12 protein-coding genes are annotated in these 19,788 nt (G+C 57.2%); 10 read left to right on the forward strand and 2 right to left on the reverse strand.

From position 1 onward, the window contains the following. Positions 1–137 precede the first annotated feature (137 nt). The 9 genes from VI215_13100 to VI215_13140 all read left to right on the forward strand — a co-directional run bounded on the left by VI215_13100 (position 138) and on the right by VI215_13140 (position 14,371). On the forward strand, positions 138–2,819 hold the full coding sequence (locus VI215_13100) for a protein kinase (protein HEY6193254.1): 2,682 nt from the start codon (positions 138–140) through the stop codon (positions 2,817–2,819). A gap of 100 nt (positions 2,820–2,919) precedes the next feature. Beyond that, positions 2,920–5,049: a protein kinase gene (locus VI215_13105; GenBank protein ID HEY6193255.1), complete on the forward strand. Its 2,130-nt coding sequence runs from the start codon at positions 2,920–2,922 to the stop codon at positions 5,047–5,049. Between the two features lie 60 nt (positions 5,050–5,109). Then, positions 5,110–7,236 carry a protein kinase gene (locus VI215_13110; protein ID HEY6193256.1) on the forward strand — a complete coding sequence of 709 codons (2,127 nt, stop codon included), beginning with the start codon at positions 5,110–5,112 and terminating at the stop codon, positions 7,234–7,236. Between the two features lie 165 nt (positions 7,237–7,401). Next, positions 7,402–9,531 carry a protein kinase gene (locus VI215_13115; protein HEY6193257.1) on the forward strand — a complete coding sequence of 710 codons (2,130 nt, stop codon included), beginning with the start codon at positions 7,402–7,404 and terminating at the stop codon, positions 9,529–9,531. Between the two features lie 82 nt (positions 9,532–9,613). After that, positions 9,614–11,743: a protein kinase gene (locus VI215_13120; protein HEY6193258.1), complete on the forward strand. Its 2,130-nt coding sequence runs from the start codon at positions 9,614–9,616 to the stop codon at positions 11,741–11,743. 23 nt (positions 11,744–11,766) lie between these two features. Beyond that, positions 11,767–12,657: a hypothetical protein gene (locus tag VI215_13125; protein HEY6193259.1), complete on the forward strand. Its 891-nt coding sequence runs from the start codon at positions 11,767–11,769 to the stop codon at positions 12,655–12,657. An 88-nt stretch (positions 12,658–12,745) separates the two neighbouring features. Further along, on the forward strand, positions 12,746–13,408 hold the full coding sequence (locus tag VI215_13130; GenBank protein ID HEY6193260.1) for a DUF4398 domain-containing protein: 663 nt from the start codon (positions 12,746–12,748) through the stop codon (positions 13,406–13,408). A 10-nt stretch (positions 13,409–13,418) separates the two neighbouring features. Next, a complete protein-coding gene (locus tag VI215_13135) occupies positions 13,419–13,913 on the forward strand; it encodes a hypothetical protein (protein HEY6193261.1) in 495 nt (164 codons plus the stop codon). Positions 13,914–14,035: 122 nt separating this feature from the next. Beyond that, entirely contained in the window at positions 14,036–14,371 is a 336-nt protein-coding gene (locus tag VI215_13140; GenBank protein HEY6193262.1) for a hypothetical protein, read from the forward strand. Positions 14,372–14,410: 39 nt separating this feature from the next. Here the strand turns inward: VI215_13140 and VI215_13145 are convergent, their stop codons facing one another. Both VI215_13145 and VI215_13150 read right to left on the reverse strand, forming a co-directional pair. Beyond that, positions 14,411–15,199: a LytTR family DNA-binding domain-containing protein gene (locus tag VI215_13145; protein ID HEY6193263.1), complete on the reverse strand. Its 789-nt coding sequence runs from the start codon at positions 15,197–15,199 to the stop codon at positions 14,411–14,413. Next, positions 15,196–16,305 carry a histidine kinase gene (locus VI215_13150; protein HEY6193264.1) on the reverse strand — a complete coding sequence of 370 codons (1,110 nt, stop codon included), beginning with the start codon at positions 16,303–16,305 and terminating at the stop codon, positions 15,196–15,198. The genes VI215_13145 and VI215_13150 overlap by 4 nt, the downstream gene beginning before the upstream one ends. A gap of 441 nt (positions 16,306–16,746) precedes the next feature. On the opposite strand from VI215_13150, the gene VI215_13155 reads away from it, so the two are divergent. Next, positions 16,747–19,278, forward strand: a complete 2,532-nt coding sequence (locus VI215_13155) for an FG-GAP-like repeat-containing protein (GenBank protein ID HEY6193265.1) — start codon at positions 16,747–16,749, stop codon at positions 19,276–19,278. The last annotated feature ends 510 nt before the right edge of the window (positions 19,279–19,788 follow it).

Here is a 19,788-nt window from a genome sequence, read left to right on the forward strand (position 1 = left end):
GAGCCGGATGCGGCGATGGATCAACTCGAGCATCTGCTCTCGATACCTGCGGAAATTTCCGTGCCGTTGGTACGCATCGATCCCAGATGGGCTCCGCTCCGCGGCACCCCCCGGTTTCAGGCAGCCGTGGCGGCGAGATGATCGGCAAAACAATCTCGCACTACAAGATCATCGACAAGCTCGGCGAAGGCGGCATGGGCGTGGTGTACAAGGCCGAAGACACCAAACTCGACCGGATCGTTGCGTTGAAATTCCTCCCCCATCACCTGACGGCAAACGACGCCGAGAAGGCGCGCTTTCTCCAGGAAGCGAAGGCGGCATCCTCCCTGAACCATCCCAACGTCTGCACGATTTACGGGATCGAAGAGGCCGACGGGCAGCAATACATCGAAATGGAGTACGTGGACGGCGTCACCCTCCGCCAGATCATCCCGATCCAGAAGCTCAGCGAGGTGATCGCCTATGCGATTCAGATTGCGGATGCCCTGCAGGAAGCCCACTCGAAGGGGATCGTCCATCGCGATATCAAAGCCGACAACATCATGCTGAATGCAAAAAAGCAGATCAAGGTGATGGATTTTGGGTTGGCAAAGCTGAAAGGCACCTTGAAACTCACCCGGACTTCCAGCACGGTGGGCACGCTCGCCTACATGGCGCCAGAGCAAATCCAGGGGCAGGATGTCGATCAGCGAAGCGATATTTTTTCGTTCGGCGTGGTGCTGTTTGAAATGCTGACCGGCAAGCTCCCGTTCAGGGGAGACCATGAAGCCGCAATCATGTATTCGATCGTCAACGAAGAGCCGGAATCCGTGCAAAAATACAAGCCGGATCTCCCTCCGGAATTTCTGCACATCCTCGGCCGCGCGCTCGAGAAGGACCCCGCAGACCGGTATCAGTCCGCGCAGGAAATGCAGATCGATCTTCGCCGGCTGCAGAAGCAATCGACCAAAGTGTCGCGCACGTCGATGGCGGACATGCCCGTTCCGACGCAAGAATCGTTGAGATCTCCCGGACTCGAAGCGCCCCCGGCGCGGAAAGCGTTTCCCCGGAACAGCATGCTCGCAATCGGTGCGGTACTGCTCCTCGGCGTTGCAATCGCGATCTACAGGATGTTCGTCTCGGGGACATTCACCAGTCGTGAGGAGCCCTTCAAGTCCCACGGGATCACCCGCCTTACGACATCCGGGAAGGCGTCCCGGGCCGTCATCTCCCCGGACGGCAGATACGTCGTTCATCAGGTCGTCGAGGGAGAGCTGAAGAGCCTCTGGGTGCGGCAGGTTGCGACGACAAGCAACGTGATGATCGTGCCCCCCGCCGACTTGACGTATCGCGGCATCACCTTCAGCAACGACGGCAACCTGATCTACTACGTCGCGATCGACGACGCCAATCCCAATGGCGCGCTCTTTGAGATTCCAGTGTTGGGCGGCAGGCCGCGTAAAATACTCAGCGATCTTGCCACCGGCGTGACGTTTTCTCCCGACGGCAAGCGATTCGCATTCGTCCGGCAGTACCACACCGCGGGGGAGGAGGCCCTGATGATTGCGAATCTTGATGGATCCGGGGAACGGAAGCTGGCAGGGCGTGTCGGAGACGACTTCTTCATCACGCAAGCCGGAATGGCGCCCTCCTGGTCGCCGGACGGGAAGATGATCGCAATACCCGCCGCGAGTAACAAGGGCGTGCAACACGTCAACCTGATGGGATATTCGGTGGAGGATGGATCGGAAAAGATGCTATCGCCCGAGAATTGGATGTTCGTCGGACGCATCGCCTGGTTTCCCGACGGCAGAGGTCTCGCCGCTCTGGGGACAAAGGTGGGGTCGACCAACAACCAACTCTGGTATGTGGGCTATCCCGGAGGAACCAGCAGAAATGTCACGAACGATCTTAGCGACTACGATATGGCGAGCCTCGGCGTCACGTCGGACGGAAAATCCCTCGTAACGACGAACGTGGAGCTGCATTCGAATATCTGGGTGATGACGAAATCCGAATCGGGGACGGAAGCCTGGGATGTTCAACGGGCCGTGCAGATTACTTCCGGCGCGGCGACACGCGACGGTTTTTCAGGTATGACCTGGACACCCGATCATAAGATAGTCTATTCCTCGCTTTCGAGTGGGACGATGGGCCTCTTCAGCATGGACATGAATGGCTCCAACCCGCATCAGTTGACGCTCGGCCCTCATCGGGAATACAGTCCGGCTGTTTCTCCCGACGGAAAATCTATCGTGTATGTAAGCGATAAGGACACGACTGCGCACCTCTGGCGCATGGATATCGACGGCGGAAATCCGGCCAGGCTGTCTCATTGTGAAGATTATGGGCCAACGGTAACACCCGACGGGAAGTTCGCCGTGTACTCCGGGTGGGCGACCGGGAAGACGCTGCTTTACAAGATACCTCTGGCTGGTGGCGACTCCGTCAATCTCTCCGCCAATCCGGCCTCCTCTCCGGACATCTCGCCCGATGGCCGGCTGATTGTCTGCAACTACTATGATGAAAGGTCCCGGATTTGGGGAACGGGTATTCTCACACTGGCAGGCGGAGTCTTACAGCGGTTCTTCACCCGTTCTCATTCCTCGGACAATTTTGGATGGTACCCTGACGGAAAGTCGATCACCTATGTCGAGACTCGAAACGCAGTCTCAAACATCTGGAGCGTGCCGGCATCAGGCGGTGAGCCGAAACAGCTCACAAATTTTACGACAGGCCTCATTTACAGGTATTCGTGGTCCAATGACGGCAAGTATCTCGCGCTGGCCCGCGGGCAGCAGGAAACGACTGATGTAGTCCTGATCACTGAGAGCAAGTAGCACCCGACACCACCGTATCTTCAACCTGTGATTCTGAGTCCTGCCTGCGCGGGATGAACTTCGCGAAGGATCTCATTCATTCTGCAATAGATAAAGCATCATGATCGGATCAACAGTATCGCATTACAAGATTCTTGAAAAATTGGGGGAAGGCGGGATGGGCGTCGTCTATAAGGCCCAGGACCTGAAACTCGACAGGCCTGTCGCGATCAAATTCCTTCCACCACATCTCTCGGCGTCCGAAGAAAACAAAGCGCGGTTCATGCAGGAAGCGCGGGCAACCGCTGCGCTGAACCATCCGAACATCCTGAACGTGTACGATATCGACGAGCAGGAGAACCGGATGTTCTTCGTGATGGAATTCATCGAGGGGAAGACGCTGAAATCCCACATCATGAGCCTGAAAGCGGGGGAGGGCATCCCTGTCCGACAGGCGATCGATTGGACGATGCAGATCGCCCAGGGACTGAAGGCGGCGCATGAAAAAGGGATCGTCCACCGGGACATCAAGCCCGAGAATATCATGCTCACGAAGGACGGCCACCCGAAGGTCATGGACTTCGGAATCGCGAAGCTGAAAACCGGGACGGGATTGACCAAAACGGGCACTTCGCTCGGAACTCTCGCCTACATGTCCTCCGAGCAGGCGCAGGGCCTGTCGGCGGATCAGCGCTCGGACATCTGGTCCCTTGGAGTGGTCCTCTACGAGATGCTCACCGGCGAGCTCCCGTTCAAGGGAGAACACGAGGCGGCGCTCATGTACCTGATCGTGAACGAGGAACCGCTTATGCCGAGTTCGCACGACCGGAGAATCCCCCCGGCGGTCGATTCGTTCGTGTTGAAGATGATTACGAAGGACCGGGAGCGGAGATTTCAATCGATGGACGAGGTGCTCGCGTCTTCGCGGGCTGTTCTTTCTGACATCGAGAGCGCGGGCCAGGCCGGTAAAGCGAAGGCGATCGCACTCCTTCCGTTCGAGAATATCAGCCCTGACAAGGAGAGCGATTATTTTAGCGATGGGCTGACCGAGGAATTGATCCTGAGCCTGTCCAAATTGAAGAACATGAGGGTGGTGTCGCGGACAAGCACGATGCAATACAAAGGGACCAAGAAAGACATCAAGACGATCGGCCGGGAACTCGGCGCGAGGTATATCCTCGAGGGGAGTGTGCGGAAGTTTCAGGAGGATCTGCGCATCACCGTCCAGCTCGTCGATGTGGAAAGCGATGCCCAGCTCTGGGCTGCGAAATACAAGGGAAAACTTGCGGACGTCTTTGACATACAGGAACAGGTCGCCGAGCAGATCGTCGACGCGCTGATGGTGAAATTGTCGCCGTCTGAAAAAGTGGTCCTCACAAAACGCTCGACGGAAAACCCGGAAGCCTTCGATTATTACATGCGGGCGAGAAACGCCCTCTACCGGAGGACAAAGACGGACATCAACTCTGCCATACAGCTTTTCCAGAGGGCGATCGAGCTCGACCGGCGGTATGCGACCGCCTATGCCGGGCTGGGCGAAGCGTACGCGACCCTCTATCAGGATCTCGAACGGCAGGACAGCTATCTCGATAAGGCGGTGGAAGCATGCCATAAAGCCCTCATGTACGATGCGACGCTTTCGGAGGCGTACGCCGCACTCGGGATCGCCTACTTCAACAAGAAATTGCTGGAAGACGCGCTCGGATCGGGCCGGAAGGCCCTTGAGCTGGACCCGAATAATTCCACCGCCTATTGGGTGTTGGGGAGGATTTACCACAGCACAGACCAGGACCGGCTGGCAGTAGATGTCTACAAGAAATGCATCGATCTCAACCCCGATTTTTACTCCGCGCATACCGATCTCTACACCTCCTATGAAAAATTGGGTGAGGTGGAAAAGGCGAAAGATGCCCTACAGAGAGTCCTTCAGGTGATTCCTCGATATCTTCAGAGCCATCCCGATGACGGGCGCGCACACATGCTCCACGGGATTTTTCTGGTCTATGCCGGACAAAACGAGGATGCAAAGGTCGAGGCCGCCAAGGCGCTATCGCTCAATCCCACCGATCCTCTCATGCAATACAACGGGGCATGTTTCTACGCCCGCATCGGAGAAACCGCCCTTGCTGTTGAATCGCTGCGAAATTCAGTGCTCTCCGGCTACCAGAACTACGAATGGATCAAGCGGGACACCGATCTCGACAGCATCCGCAATCATCCCGGGTATTTCGAGTTGATGAAGGGAAAGTAAGAGAGTGATCGGTCAAGATCGTAGATTCTTCGCTTCGCTCAGAATGACAAAAAGGAACCAATGATCGGACAAACAGTTTCACACTACAAAATACTTGAGAAACTAGGCGAAGGCGGGATGGGTGTGGTCTATAAAGCCCAGGATTCAAAACTTGACCGCGCCGTCGCAATCAAGTTTCTTCCCCCCCATCTTTCCGCCTCCGCGGAGAACAAGGCGCGGTTCATTCAGGAGGCGCGCGCAACCGCCGCTCTCAACCATCCGAACATCCTGAACGTGTACGATATCGACGAGCAGGATAATCGAACATTTTTTGTGATGGAGTATATCGACGGGAAAACGCTCAAATCACACATCGCGAGCCTGAAAGCCGGCGAAGGGATCCCCGTCCGCCAGGCGATCGATTGGACCATCCAGATCGCCCAGGGTCTGAGGGCGGCGCACGATAAGAACATCGTGCACAGGGATATCAAACCCGAGAACATCATGCTCACGAGGGACGGCCATCCAAAGATCATGGATTTCGGAATCGCCAAGCTCAAAGGGGGATCCGGGTTCACGAAAACCGGCGCCTCTCTCGGGACGCTCTCGTACATGTCGCCGGAACAGGCACAGGGGTTGCCGGCGGATAACCGGTCCGACATCTGGTCCCTCGGCATCGTGTTCTACGAATTGCTCACCAGCGAGCTGCCATTTAGGGGCGAACATGAGGCTGCGCTGCTCTACCTGGTTGTCAACGAGCATCCCCCCGCGCCGAGCCACATCGACCGGAGGGTGCCGCCGCAGGTCGATTCTCTGGCCATGAGAATGCTTGAGAAGGATCCCTCCGCTAGATTTCAAAACGCCGGGGAGTTGATCAAGGCGCTGCAGGAGGTGCGCGCCGAACTGGACTCTGCGACGGCGGGGAAGACGAAGACCATCGCGGTTCTCCCGTTTGCCAACATGAGCGCAGATCAGGAGAACGAGTATTTCAGCGACGGATTGACCGAAGAGATCATCGCAAGCCTCTCCCGGCTCAAGGATATGAAGGTGATCGCGCGGACAACTTCGATGCAGTACAAAGGGACGAAGAAGGACGTCAAGACGATCGGCAGGGAGCTCGGGGCGCGCTACATGATGGAGGGGAGCGTGAGAAAATTCCAGGACAACCTTCGCATCACCGCGCAGTTCATCGACGTGGAGGACGGCACGCAGCTCTGGGCCGAAACCTACAAGGGGACGCTCGCGGACGTCTTCGAGTTTCAGGAGAAAGTGTCCAAGCAGATCGTGGATGCGCTGATGGTCAAGCTTACCCCAACAGAGCAGGTAGTTCTTACCAAACGATCGACGCTCAACCCGGAAGCCTTCGATTGCAACCTCCGCGCCAGGAATTTTCTCTATCGCCGGACAAAAGCCAGCCTGCAATTTGCCATCCAGCTCTTCCAGCGTGCAATCGAGCTCGATCCTCGGTATGCGGGCGCCTATGCGGGATTGGGCGAGGCGTATGCTTCGCTGTTTCAGGACTTTGAACGGAACGACTCCTGGCCGACCAAGGCGATCGAATTCAGTCTCAAGGCTCTCATGTACGACTCCACACTCTCCGAGGCATACGCGGCGCTCGGTCTTGCCTATCTCAACACGAAAGCCCTCGATGACGCACTCACGGCGGGCCGGAAAGCGATCGAGCTCGACCCGAACAACTTTACCGGTTACTGGATCATGGGGAGGATCTATCATATGACGGACCGGGATCAGGAAGCGGTTGGCATGTTCGAGAAGGCGTTCGCGCTCAATCCGGATTTCTATTCCGCCGCCGCCGATCTCTGCATTGCCTATAGCCGCGTCGGCGACAAAGAGAAAGCCACAAGCCAGCTTCGCTCGAACCTCGAATTATATCCGCGGTATCTCTCTCAACATCCGGATGACGCGAGGGGACATATGTTCTTTGCCACCGACCTCGCCCAGGTACAGAGAAGGGACGAAGCAAAAGTTGAGGCGGCGAAGGCGCTCGAGCTCAATCCCAGCGATCCCCTGATGCTTTACAACGCGGCATGCTTCTATGCGCAAATGGACGAGAAACGGCTTGCGATTGAATCGTTCCGGAACGCCATCGCCGCGGGGTATGCAAATTTCGAGTGGGCGAAGCGCGATACCGATCTCGACTCCATCCGAACCGAACCGGGGTTTGTGGAGTTAATGAAGGGGAAGTAAGAGTTGTCATCCTGAGGGAGCGTAGCGACCGAAGGATCTCACACGCGTGTTAACGCACAAAGGACCATGATCGGCCAGACGATATCACATCATTGTCACCCTGAGCGAAGCGAAGGGTCTCAAAGCTAGATTCTTCACTTCGTTCAGAATGACAAAAGGGAATGTATGATCGGTCAGACAATATCACACTATAAGATACTCGAGAAATTAGGCGAGGGCGGCATGGGCGTGGTGTACAAGGCCCAGGACCTGAAGCTCGACCGCTTTGTCGCCATCAAGTTCCTTCCGTCTCATCTTTCCGCTTCGAGCGAGAACAAGACGCGTTTTCTGCAGGAAGCGAAATCCGCGGCGGCGTTGAATCATCCCAATATCCTCTCCGTCTATGAGATCGATGAGCAGGATGGGTCGTTGTTCCTCGTCATGGAGTTCATCGAAGGGCAAACGCTGAAGAATTATGTTTCGAAATTAAAATCGGGCACGGGCGTTCCCCTCCATCAGGCGTTCGAGTGGACTTCCAGGATAGCCCAGGGGTTGAGGGCGGCGCACGAGAAGAACATCGTTCACCGGGACATCAAGCCGGAAAACATCATGCTGACAGGCGACGGGCAACTGAAGATCATGGATTTCGGGCTGGCGAAGCTGAAAAGCGCGCGCGGCATCACGAAGACCGGCACCTCGCTCGGCACGCTCTCCTACATGTCGCCCGAACAGGCGCAGGGCCTCCCGGCCGATGGGCGGTCCGACCTCTGGTCTCTTGGTGTCCTCTTTTTCGAAATTCTCACCGCCGAGCTTCCCTTCAAGGCCGAGCACGAAGCAGGCCTCCTCTATCTTGTGGTCAATCAGGATCCCCCCGCGCCGAGCGACTTCGACAGGACCATCCCGCCGGCCGTCAACGACCTCATGAAGAAAATGCTCGCCAAGGATCCCGCGGATCGCTATCAGAACGCGGACGAATTGATCCGGGGATTGAAATCGGTGCAGGATGCGCTCAGCGCTGCCCCAGCGGCGGTGGAGAAGAAGGCGATCGCAGTCCTTCCGTTCGCCAACATCGGGGGCGACAAAGATAACGAGTATTTCGGGGACGGGCTGACGGAGGAGCTGATCGTCAACCTTTCGCAATTGAAGGATATCGAGGTCATTTCGAGGTCGAACTCGATGCAGTTCAAGGGGAGCACCAAGGACATCAAGGCGATCGGACGGGAATTGAGGGCGCGCTACATCCTCGAAGGGAGCGTGAGGAAGTTCCAGGATAACCTGAGGATCGCGGTCCAGCTCATCGACGTCGAGAGCGCCCGCCAGCTCTGGGCCGGATCGTTCAAAGGCACCCTTGCCGACGTGTTCGACATCCAGGAACAGGTCTCCAAGCAGATCGTCGAGGCACTGATGGTGAAGCTCACCCCGACGGAAAAGACGGTTCTCACGAAACGGACAACCGTGAACGCGGAAGCGTTCGACTGCAATCTCCGCGCGAGGGATTTCATGAACCGCCGGACGAAGACGAGCGTCAACATGGCGGTGCAGTTTTTTCAGAAGGCGATCGAGCTCGATCCCCGCTATGCCTCTGCGTACGCCGGATTGGGTGAATGCTACGGAACGCTCTACCGCGATTTCGACCGGAAAGAGATCTGGCTCGACCGGGCGCTCGAAGCGAGCCTCAAGGCGATCATGTACGACGCCACGCTTTCGGAGGCCTACGCGTCGCTCGCAATCGCATACTTCGGAAAAAAATCCCTCGGGGAAGCCCTTGAAGCGAGCCAGAAGGCGATACTCCTCGACCCGAAGAATTCCAACGCCTACTGGATCCTCGCAAGAATTTATCACACCACCGACAGGGAGAAGGAAGCGGTCGCAGCCCTTGAAAAAGCGGTGGCGCTTCATCCCGACTTTCTTCAGGCCTATGACGACCTCGTCATGTTTTACGAGCGGCTGGGCGACAAGCAGAAGTATTCCGATCTCATGAGCTACGTGCTCGAGGCGTACCCCCGTTATTTATCGCAACATCCCGACGATGCCTACCGCCGCATGGCGTTTGCCGTCCACCTGACCTACGTGCAGCGCAACGAGGAGGCGAAACGGGAGGGGGAAAAGGCCCTCGAGCTGAGCGTGGGCGACCCGATCATGATGTACTACGGCGCCTGTCTCTATTCCCGGCTGGGGGTGAAAGGGAGGGCGGTGGAGCTGCTGAAGAGCGCCGTGACAAGCGGATACGAAAACTTCGAATGGATCAAACGCGACCCCGACTTCGACTCCATCCGCAGCGAGCCGGGATACTCTGAATTGATGGAAGGAAAGTGACAATTGTCATCCTGAGCACATTCGCTTCGCTCAGTGTAAACTCCGCGAAGGATCTCCCTCACTCGGCATTGGAAAAAGGACCATGATCGGACAAACGATTTCACACTACAAGATTCTGGAGAAACTGGGCGAAGGCGGCATGGGCGTCGTCTATAAGGCGATCGATTCGAAGCTCGACCGGACGGTTGCGATCAAGTTCCTGCCCAAAACGCTCTCGGCTTCGGAGGAGAACAAGGCGCGGTTCATGCAGGAGGCGAAGGCCGCGGCTGCGTTGAATCATCCCAATATCCTCGGGGTCTACGAGATCGACGAAACGGATGGCAACCTCTTCTTCGCGATGGAGTATGTCGAAGGGAAGACGCTCAAGTCGCATATTTCAAGCTTGAAATCCGCGGCCGGCGTCCCGTTCGAGCAGGCCATGATCTGGGCGAAACAGATCGCGCAGGCGCTGAAGGCTGCGCATGAGAAGAATATCATCCACCGCGACATCAAGCCGGAAAACGTCATGCTCACGGGCGACGGGCAGGTGAAGATCATGGATTTCGGGATCGCCAAGCTCACGGGCAGCACCGGCGTGACGAAGACCGGAGTCTCCCTGGGGACCCTCGCTTACATGTCTCCCGAGCAGGCTCAGGGAGTGGCGGCCGATGTCCGTGTCGATATCTGGTCTCTCGGCGTGGTTCTGTACGAGATGCTGACGGGCGAGGTGCCCTTCAAGGCCGAGCACGAGGCCGGTCTGCTCTACCTGATCGTGAACGACGTCCCCCCGCCCCCGAGCGCGATGGACAAGAAATTTCCCCGGCAGATCGATCCCGTCGTGATGAAAATGCTGGAGAAGGATCGTGACAGGAGGTACGCTTCGATGGGAGAGGTCGTGGTCGCGCTCGACCAGATGAAGAAGGAGTACGAATCTGCGGTCTCCGCGCCGAAGACCAAGGCGATCGCCGTTCTTCCCTTCGGCAACATCAGCCCGGACAAGGAGAGCGACTATTTCGGCGACGGTCTGACGGAGGAGCTGATCGTCAACCTCTCGAAATTGAAGGAGATCCGGGTCATTCCGCGCGCCACGTCGATGCAGTACCGGGGCACGACCAAGGACATCAAGACGATCGGAAGGGAGCTTGGCACCCGGCACATTCTTTCGGGCAACGTGCGAAAGTTCCAGGATAATCTCCGTATCAGCGTCGAGCTGATCGATAACGAAACGGAGGAGCAGATATGGGCCGAGACGTATAAGGGGAAGCTTGCGGATATCTTCGACATTCAGGAGCAGGTCTCGAAGCAGATCGTCGAAGCCCTCATGGTGAAGTTGTCCCCGACGGAAAAAGTCGTCCTGACCAAGCGCTCGACGGTCAACCCGGAAGCGTTCGACTGCTACCTGCGCGCCAGGGACGCCCTTTACCGGTTGACGAAGAACAATGTCCATCTGGCGATCCAGCTCTTCCAGCGCGCCATCGAGCTCGATACCCGGTATGCCGCCGCCTATGCAGGGCTGGGAGAATCGTACGCGACGATGCACCAGTATTTTGAAGCAAGCGACATCTGGCTCGACAAGGCGATCGAAACCTGCCTCAAGGCGCTCATGTACGATCCAACTCTGTCGGAGGCGCATTCGGCGCTCGGCCTCGCCTATTTCGACAAGAAGGAGCTCGACGACGGGATCAGGTCGACGCTCAAGGCGATCGAGCTGGACCCGAACAACTACGTGGCCTACTGGATCCTCGGAAGGATCTATCATTCTTCCGATCGCGACCGGGATGCGATTGATGTATTCAAAAAAGCCGTCGCCCTCAACCCCAATTTCTATAACGCGTACAATGATCTATCGATGGTCTACGACGGCCTGGGGGAGAAGGAAAAGTATCAGGAAATGATCAACACTCTGTTGGGGTTCTACCCCCGCTACCTGTCGCACACCCCCGACGACGCACGCGGTCATATGTACTATGCGATCATCCTCGCGCAGGCGAACAGATTTGAAGAGGCAAAAGTGGAAGGGAAAAAAGCGCTCGAATTGAATCCGGGCGACTCCCTTATGATGTACAACGCCGCATGCCTCTATGCCCGCCTGAATGACAAGCGTCTCGCGGTGGAAACGCTCAAGCGCTCGATCGATGCAGGCCAGGAAGACTTCGAGTGGATCAAGCGTGACTCGGATCTGGATTCGATCCGCGACGAGCCCGGATACCTCGAATTGATGAAGGGGAAATAGCCCCCATCGATTCGCCCCGCCTCATGAGCTTCCGCCTCAACGGCAGCACCCTCGCGTTTGTTACATCGAACGAGTTCCCCGATCTGACTCCGGGCGACCGGATTGCCTCCGACGCGATTCGCGCGGAAGGCGGTTCCATTCTCCCGGTCCTCTGGGATGATCCGCATGCCGATTGGCAGAAGTTCGACGCGATCATCATCCGCTCGACATGGGATTACCACCTACGCCCTGCCGAATTCGCCCTCTGGCTTGACTCGCTCCAGCGCCGTCAACTCCCTGTGTGGAACCCGGTCAAAACCCTCCGCTGGAATATGGACAAGCATTACCTCCTCGATGTCGGGAAGAAGGGGGTTCCCATCCCGAAGACGATGTTTCTCGGTTTAGACGAACCGTTCGAGCCGGCGCGGGTAGGCTCGATCCTTGGAACGGGCGATGTGGTCGTGAAGCCCGTGATTTCCGCTTCGGCATGGAACACGTGGCACTGTTCTCTGAAAAAGCTATCCGATCGGGACGCCCAACGCTTATTGACCCTGCACGCCCAATCACCCTTGATGGTGCAGGAATTCATGCCGGAAGTCGGAGCGGAGGGGGAGTGGTCGTTGATATTTTTCGGAGGGCAGTTCAGCCACGCCGTAAGGAAGTACCCTGCCACGGGCGATTTCCGCGTCCAGGAAGCGCTCGGCGGGAGGTCCGAACTCGAGCCCGACCCTCCGCAACAACTTATCCGGCAAGCCGCCGGGGCCCTTGCCGCGATCGACACCCCTCTCTTATATGCCCGCGTCGACGGCGTCGTGCGCAACGGGACTTTCATTCTCATGGAGCTTGAACTGCTCGAGCCCTCGCTCTTCTTCGAGTTGAATCCTTCCGCGGCGGGAATGTTCACCCAGCACGTCGCGGCCGTGTTGCGCCGGTAAGTTGACGTTTTCCGTTCGTTTTGCTATATTCACGCAAGTCTTCACGGTATCCACGATAGATCGCTCACACTTCTTGAGGATTGAACATATGAAACAGACCCGGAATATTATCGGATTCATTCTTGTCGGCGCAGCGATGCTCTTCCTGTTCGGATGCTCTCAACCTCCGAAGGAGGAGGAACAAGCCGCCCGGGTAGCGCTTGATAGCGCACGCACGGCGGAAGCGCCCGCGTACGCCGCGAACGAATGGACCGACGCCGATCAGGGCATGACGGCGGCGGAGGCGAAGATGGAAAGCAAGGATTATGACGAAGCCAAGAGGCTCTTCCTCGACGCCCACGCCAAGGCGGAAATTGCGATCGATGCGGCGGCAAGGGGCAAGGCGCAACTGACGACGGAGGTCGATCAGCTGAAGGAAGCCACGCAGAAAAAGGTGGATGCGGTGAAAGCAGATCTGAAGAAGGCGCAAAAGAAGCTCCCCAAGAAAACCGCGTCTTCGATCGCCGCGACGCTCGGCGAGGCGGAAACGGACAATGCCGATGCGAATCAATTAATCTCGACCGGGAAGCTGATTGACGGGAAGGCCAAGCTTGTTATGGCTTCGGGCAAAGCCGATGAGGCGGCCTCGGCGCTCGCAAGCGCGATCGCTCCGAAACACCCGGCGAAGAAGGCGGTAAAACATGTTGCGAAGAAAACTTCAAAGAAATCGGCAAAAAAGCCCGTCAAACATACCGTGAAGAAAAGGAAATAAGGAGAAGCGTATGGATGCCAATTTCCTTCCGGAGCTGATCTCTCTCGTTCCTCTCGGCATCATGCTCTATTTCCTCTGGAGGGAGAGGAGTCATTTTCGTGCGATGGTCCCCTTTTTCGCCGCGGTGGCCTGCTTTTTCATTGCCAGATTGTCGGAGATGATGATCGAGATCCCGCTCTCACCCGTCGCCCCTCTCGTCACGTCTTCAAGCCTCTATTGGAAATCATTCAACGCCGCCGGCGACGCCGCGGACGTTTCTGCCGTTTGTTTCCTGATCTATGGATTCATCAAGTCTTTGAAGATTCAAAAGACGGAAGAAAAGCATGTCGAAGAGCTTGAAGCCCTGCTTCCCTTGTGCTCGAATTGCAAAAAATATCGCGAGGAAACCGGTCAATGGAAACCGATAGAGAAATATCTCCTGGAACACGGGGGTTCCAAGCTCACGCACGGACTGTGCCCGGAATGCATTCCAAAATTCTTTCCTAAAGCGGTCCAACGCAATTAGACCACGCCCCGTCGCGGCTTCTCCAGCGATTCGAAGGCTCGTTTACGGTAAGTCCGGCGTATCAAGACGAAAGAACAAACCACGAACTTCATCTATCCCAAGAAATAACGAGCCGTGCCAACATGAAATCATTTCTCTTTGTGCTGCTTTTCGTTGCCGCCGGCTGTGGCGGTGGCTACCACGAGATGATAACCTATCGACCTGCCGGAAGTGCGGAATCGCCGTGGCGTGTGGCCGCTACCAGAATCCGCGACTGGGATCGTGTCGAAGTGGTCATAAACGACTCGGTGGTTTGTACCGCGAACATCGGAATCATGGGGAAATCCGACGAGGCAAAAGGAGAATACAGAGGACACAAAGTCATAGCCAATCTGCAAAAGACCGAGGGTTTATCCGGGGAGGGCTTGCGATGTGTTGTGACGATCGACGGAGCGATGGCCGGTAAATTTGAGTGGTAGGAGCAGTTCCAGCGATTTCATCCCCGCCCCCGCTTCAGCTCACCGCCGCAGGGGCTTCTCCAGCGATTGAAAGGCTCGTTTACGGTAGGTCCGGCTCAGGGAGAGCCGAGTCCCGTCCTGCAGATAGACCGCATGGTCCCCGTTGAAATGCGGCCGGAGTTCACGGATCCGGTCGATGCGAACGATGCTCGAGCGGTGGATTCGGACGAAGACGGAAGGATCGAGGCTCTCTTCAAGCGCGGAGATCTTCTCGCGGAGCAGGTGCTTCTTTCCATGGAGTGAGTGCAGTTCCACGTAGTCACCCTCTGCCTGAATCCACTCGACATCCCCAACCGGAAGCACAGTCACCCTCCCCAACGACCTGATGATGAAACGCTCCGTATAGCGCTCTCCCCGGGGCTTGACGCTCTCGAGAAGATCGAGCATCTTCGCTCCCAGATCATCCGGCCTGGAAGTCGTAGCCATCCTTCGGGCCCGGTCGAGCGCCTCGCGAAACCGGGCGGCGTTCAGAGGCTTCAACAAGTAGTCGATCGCGTGCACCTGAAACGCTCTGAGCGCGTGAAGATCGTAAGCGGTCACAAACACGATCACCGGCATCTTATCCGCTCCGATCGCCTCGATCACCCCGAACCCGTCCAACCCCGGCATCTGCACGTCGAGGAAGACCAGATCGGGCCGCTTATTCTGAATTTCCTCCACCGCTTCCAACCCATCGGCACACTCACCGGCGATTGTAATATCCGGCTCATTCCTCAGTAGCGATCGAATTCCTTTCCGGGCAAGCGGTTCATCGTCTATGATTAACGCTTTCAATCGCGGCTCGCTCATGATGGGGTTGTCTCCGGCCTCGGTCGGAAAGGTAGGACGATCTCCACCACAAACCCACCCTCATCGAGCGCAGACATGGTCAACGTGTGATCCGATCCGTAGAGGTGCTGGAGTCGCGCCCGCGTGTTCGTGAGCCCGATTCCCATGCCGGATCCGGCCCGGCTCGTTCCGCGCATTCCGGGGCCGGTGTCCCTCACCGAGAGTTCGAGCTGCCCGTTGCGGCGGCGGGCGGTGATCCCGATGGTGCCGGGACCCGGCACGGAGGCGATCCCGTGGTGGATCGCGTTCTCGACGAGAGGTTGGAGGATCAGATAGGGGACGAAGACCTCCAGCGCGCCCGGATCGATTTGCCGTTCGATGGTCAAGCGTCCCCCGTAGCGGGTCCGCTCGATCAGCAGGTACCGGTCAAGAAATTCAAGCTCCTGGCGCAGAGGGACCTCCTGTGCGTTCCCGTACTCGAGCACAAACCGGAGAAGGTCGCTCATCTGACCGAGCATTTCTTTGGCCGACGCCGGATCCTCGTCGATGAGGACGCTCACGGCATTAAGCGCGTTGAAGAGGAAGTGGGGTTGGAGCTGCATTTTCAGCGCCTGAAGTTTCGCCTCCGCCAGTTCCGCCTCGAGTTCGGCGGTCCTTTTTCCGCGCTCAAGAGCCAGCTGGTAATAGTCGTAGGCATACGCGAGCACCACGATAAAGCCGAAACTGAGGAACCTCCAGGCATAGTTGAGGCCCAGCAGCGTTGAGAGGAACTCCTCCGTGTTGCGGATCGTGACTCCCGTGGCGAGGCCCGGGACGAGCAGCGTAAGGCCGATATAAGCTGCGGCATGGACAAAGGTGAAGACGAGGCCCATCCCCACCAGTTGAAGCGCGACCCCGAAGGAGAGTTTCGTCTTGCTCGAAAGGAGCAAGGGAGGGATGGCGAGAACGATCCAGATAACGGAGAAAATCAGAAGGTCCAGGAGAGAATCAAAGATCTCGGACGGTTTATTCTGCTGGAGATCGAGAATCGTCCGCTGAACGGCGAACATCGAGCAGGTCAGCAAATACATGCCGGAGACAAACCGCCAGCGCTGCCAGTTGAATCGTGTAAGAGTCGTCGCGTTCATGGTGATTGTCGAAGATAGGGAGATTCGGGCCGATTCGCAACGACCCGTGCGACAAACCGGTGCGCCGGCGCGACGAATCGTCCGTGTTTCACTTCGGCCAAACTCCTTTCCACCTCGTCATGCTGACATGCTCCTGGTCAGCATCTTTAAACGCTTTTAGAAAGATCCCAACCGGGAACATGTCGGGATCTTCGCAAAATCCTCCCAACCACGCGCCGCATGCCCGACACGCTTCGCCGCATGCCCCAACCCCCCGGCGATTTGTGATCGGATTTTCTCCCGGCTTTCGGTACGTATGGAGTGATGTAATTCCATTCGTCCGAGCTCAAAGGAGAAGAACCGATGCAGTTTACCCCCAAGCCCTTGAAGTTTCTCAAGATAATGCCGCTATTCTCGAGAGCGATAATTCCGGCATCGGCATTCATGTTGTTGGTGCTCGTAATGGCCGCGCGAACCGAAGCCCAGCAATTCACCAGAGTCGAATCGGGTGCGCCTTCGGAAGACATTGCCGCGTCGCGCAGCGTCAATTGGATCGATTTCAACGGAGACGGCTACCTGGACCTGTTTGTCTCGAGAGGGAAGCAGGGTGGACAGGACAACATTCTCTACCGGAACGACGGCCCGCCGCTCTATGGCCTCACGCGCATGGACACGCTCATTGTTTCGCTCGACAACCAGCCCTCGGACGGAAGCAGCTGGGGAGATTATGACAACGACGGAAATCCCGATCTCTTCGTGGTCAACTGGTACGACCGGAACAATATGCTCTATAAGAATCTCGGGAACGGAACCTTCGCGCAGATCTTCTCCGGAACCCCGGTGAACGATCACGGGTATTCCGAGACATGTTCCTGGGGCGACTACGACAACGACGGGCTTCTCGATCTCTTCGTGACGAACAGCGCAGGCGGGCTGAAGAATTTCCTTTACCGGAACCTCGGGAACGGTCAGTTCGATCGAATCACAACGGGGGTGATTACACAGGATAGCGGACCCTCCCGGGGAGCGAATTGGATCGATTACGACAATGACGGCGATCTCGATCTGTTCGTGGTCAACGAGAACAAAAAGAGCGAATTTCTTTACAAGAACATGAGGGTCGAATCGGGGGTCGACACCTTTCAAGCCATCACCGCCGGTCCTCTCGTGACGAGCGGAGGATCGTCCTGGAGCGCAAGCTGGGGGGATTTCGACAACGACGGGGATCCGGACGTCTTCATCACGAATTTCGGCGATGCCCCCAGTTTTCTATTTCAGAACGACGGCAACGATTCATTCACCCGTCTCTCGATGGGAACGCTGACGTCAGACACCGGACATTTTGCCACGGCCTCGTGGGTTGACTTTGATAACGACGGAGACCTCGACCTGTTCGTGACGACCGCTTACTCGGGAGGCGCCACGACAAACTTCCTTTACATAAACCAGTTGATGGAGACAGGAATACCGGCTCTCGTCAAGGTGACCGGCCAGCCGCTGGTCGAGGAGCTCGGGTACTGGTACGGAGTGAGCTGGGGCGACTACGATGAGGACGGAGACCTTGATGTCTTTGTCGCCGGCACCTTCGGCGAGAACAGCAAGAGTATCCTCTACAAGAATGACGGAAATTCCAACCACTGGCTCACGCTCGACTGCATCGGAACGGTATCGAACCGTTCCGCCATCGGCGCGCGCGTGAGAGTGAAGGCGACCATCGGAGGGAACCCCGTCTGGCAACTCAGGCAGGTCGAGGGGCAGAGCGGATACTGCGGCCAAAACCTGCAGCTCCATTTCGGGCTCGGGGACGCGCCGGTGATCGATTCACTGAAAATTGAGTGGCCCTCAGGTCTGGTGGAAGCTTATAGAACCGTTGGCGCAGACCGGCATCTCACGATTGCGGAGAACGACTCCACACCTCCGATTCTCTCAGATCCTCCATCGGGTTCTGAGCGTGTCCCGGAAGGGGCGGTCGTCCACTGGCATAAGTCGTACTATCCAGCCCCTTACCGCCTGCAGGTCTCCACGGAGGCAAGCTTTACGACCGGCCTTGTTGTGGATGATTCCAGCGTTACCGATACGATGAAGCCTCTGCCCGCACTCCCGGACAGGAAACGGTATTTCTGGAGGGTCCGGCCGGAGCGCACAATCCACAAGCATGCCTGGTCGGATACATGGTCGTTCGTCCTCGGTGCCTCCTCCTTTCAGTATTCCATGGCGCAATACTGGAACCTGGTTTCTCTGCCGGGTGTCGTGAATGATTCCTCGCGTGTCTCGGTTCTTCCCCCTTCATCGGGACCGGCATACGGGTATGATGGATTATCCTATCTTCCGCAGGATACGCTGACGCGCGGGAGGGGATATTGGATACGTTTTTCTCAGCCGGCCCCGGGCGAGGCTCTCGGGGATCCGTTCGGAGCTGACACGATCCCCGTGTATGAAGGGTGGAATCTCATCGGTTCGACGAGTACCCCCCTCTCCGTGCTGAACATCGCCTCCGACCCCGGATCGATGGCCACATCGAGATTCTTTGAATACTCCGGCGGCTATCGTCCGGCGGATTCGCTTCGTCCCTGGAGGGGGTATTGGGTCAAGGCGAGCCAGGACGGCAGCTTGATCCTTTCCGCCTCCCCGGCTGCATCCCAATCAGCGCGGATCAGAATTGTTTCCGCTTCAGAGACTCCACCTTCACCCCCGGGAGGAGCGGATGATGAGGCGGTGGGGGATCGACCGACAATGTTTGGGCTTCAGCAGAACTATCCCAACCCATTCAATCCTACGACGAGGATCTCCTATAGTCTGGCGCGACGTGTACACGTCACGCTTGACGTCTACGACATGCTCGGGGTGAAGGTATCGACGATCCGGGAGGGGGATGAGGAGGCAGGCACTCACGATGTCGTTCTGGACGGCAGCGCCCTATCGAGCGGAGTGTACTATTATAGGTTGCAGGCCGGAGAGTACACGGAAGCGAAGAAACTACTGCTTATTCGCTAATTTCCCAAGGGGTGCAAGCTCCGGCTGTGACTCGGTTTAGTCGTCTCTCTCCACCTCGTCATGCTGACATGCTTTAGGTCAGCATCTTATCTCGTTCCCACGCTCCGCGTGGGAGCGAGCGCGACCTGAAGGTCGCGCCTACCGACGCTTCGGGCTTGGAGGCCGCAGCCTTCAGGCTGCGTTTGTTCGGTTCGACAGGTCGCCGGACGTAGGGGCGACGCATGCGTCGCCCGAAAGGGTCATCGTATCATCTGAGCTTCCGGGCGGGGCATGCCCCGCCCCTACAAGGGCACGCGACCTAAAGGTCGCGCCTACCGACGCTTCGGCCTCGGTAGCCGCAGCCTTCAGGCTGCGTTTGATCGGTTTGACGGGTCGCCTGACGTAGGGCGAGGCATGCCTCGCCCGTCAAGACGGCTGTGCAAATCAATTAGAGAGTAGATTCGTCAGGTAGGTTCTGGAGTTACAACTGCGAAACAAAAAAGCAGAGCTAAGACCTCTGCTTTTGATGAA

Source organism: Bacteroidota bacterium (assembly GCA_036522515.1).
In the GTDB taxonomy this organism is placed as follows: Bacteria; Bacteroidota; Ignavibacteria; order UBA10030; family SZUA-254; genus VBOC01.

Coding starts and splice junctions, on each gene's coding strand:
- VI215_13100 (HEY6193254.1), top strand. CDS start 138: ATGATCGGCAAAACAATCTCGCACTACAAGATCATCGACAAGCTCGGC.
- VI215_13105 (HEY6193255.1), top strand. CDS start 2,920: ATGATCGGATCAACAGTATCGCATTACAAGATTCTTGAAAAATTGGGG.
- VI215_13110 (HEY6193256.1), top strand. CDS start 5,110: ATGATCGGACAAACAGTTTCACACTACAAAATACTTGAGAAACTAGGC.
- VI215_13115 (HEY6193257.1), top strand. CDS start 7,402: ATGATCGGTCAGACAATATCACACTATAAGATACTCGAGAAATTAGGC.
- VI215_13120 (HEY6193258.1), top strand. CDS start 9,614: ATGATCGGACAAACGATTTCACACTACAAGATTCTGGAGAAACTGGGC.
- VI215_13125 (HEY6193259.1), top strand. CDS start 11,767: ATGAGCTTCCGCCTCAACGGCAGCACCCTCGCGTTTGTTACATCGAAC.
- VI215_13130 (HEY6193260.1), top strand. CDS start 12,746: ATGAAACAGACCCGGAATATTATCGGATTCATTCTTGTCGGCGCAGCG.
- VI215_13135 (HEY6193261.1), top strand. CDS start 13,419: ATGGATGCCAATTTCCTTCCGGAGCTGATCTCTCTCGTTCCTCTCGGC.
- VI215_13140 (HEY6193262.1), top strand. CDS start 14,036: ATGAAATCATTTCTCTTTGTGCTGCTTTTCGTTGCCGCCGGCTGTGGC.
- VI215_13145 (HEY6193263.1), bottom strand. CDS start 15,199: ATGAGCGAGCCGCGATTGAAAGCGTTAATCATAGACGATGAACCGCTT.
- VI215_13150 (HEY6193264.1), bottom strand. CDS start 16,305: ATGAACGCGACGACTCTTACACGATTCAACTGGCAGCGCTGGCGGTTT.
- VI215_13155 (HEY6193265.1), top strand. CDS start 16,747: ATGGCCGCGCGAACCGAAGCCCAGCAATTCACCAGAGTCGAATCGGGT.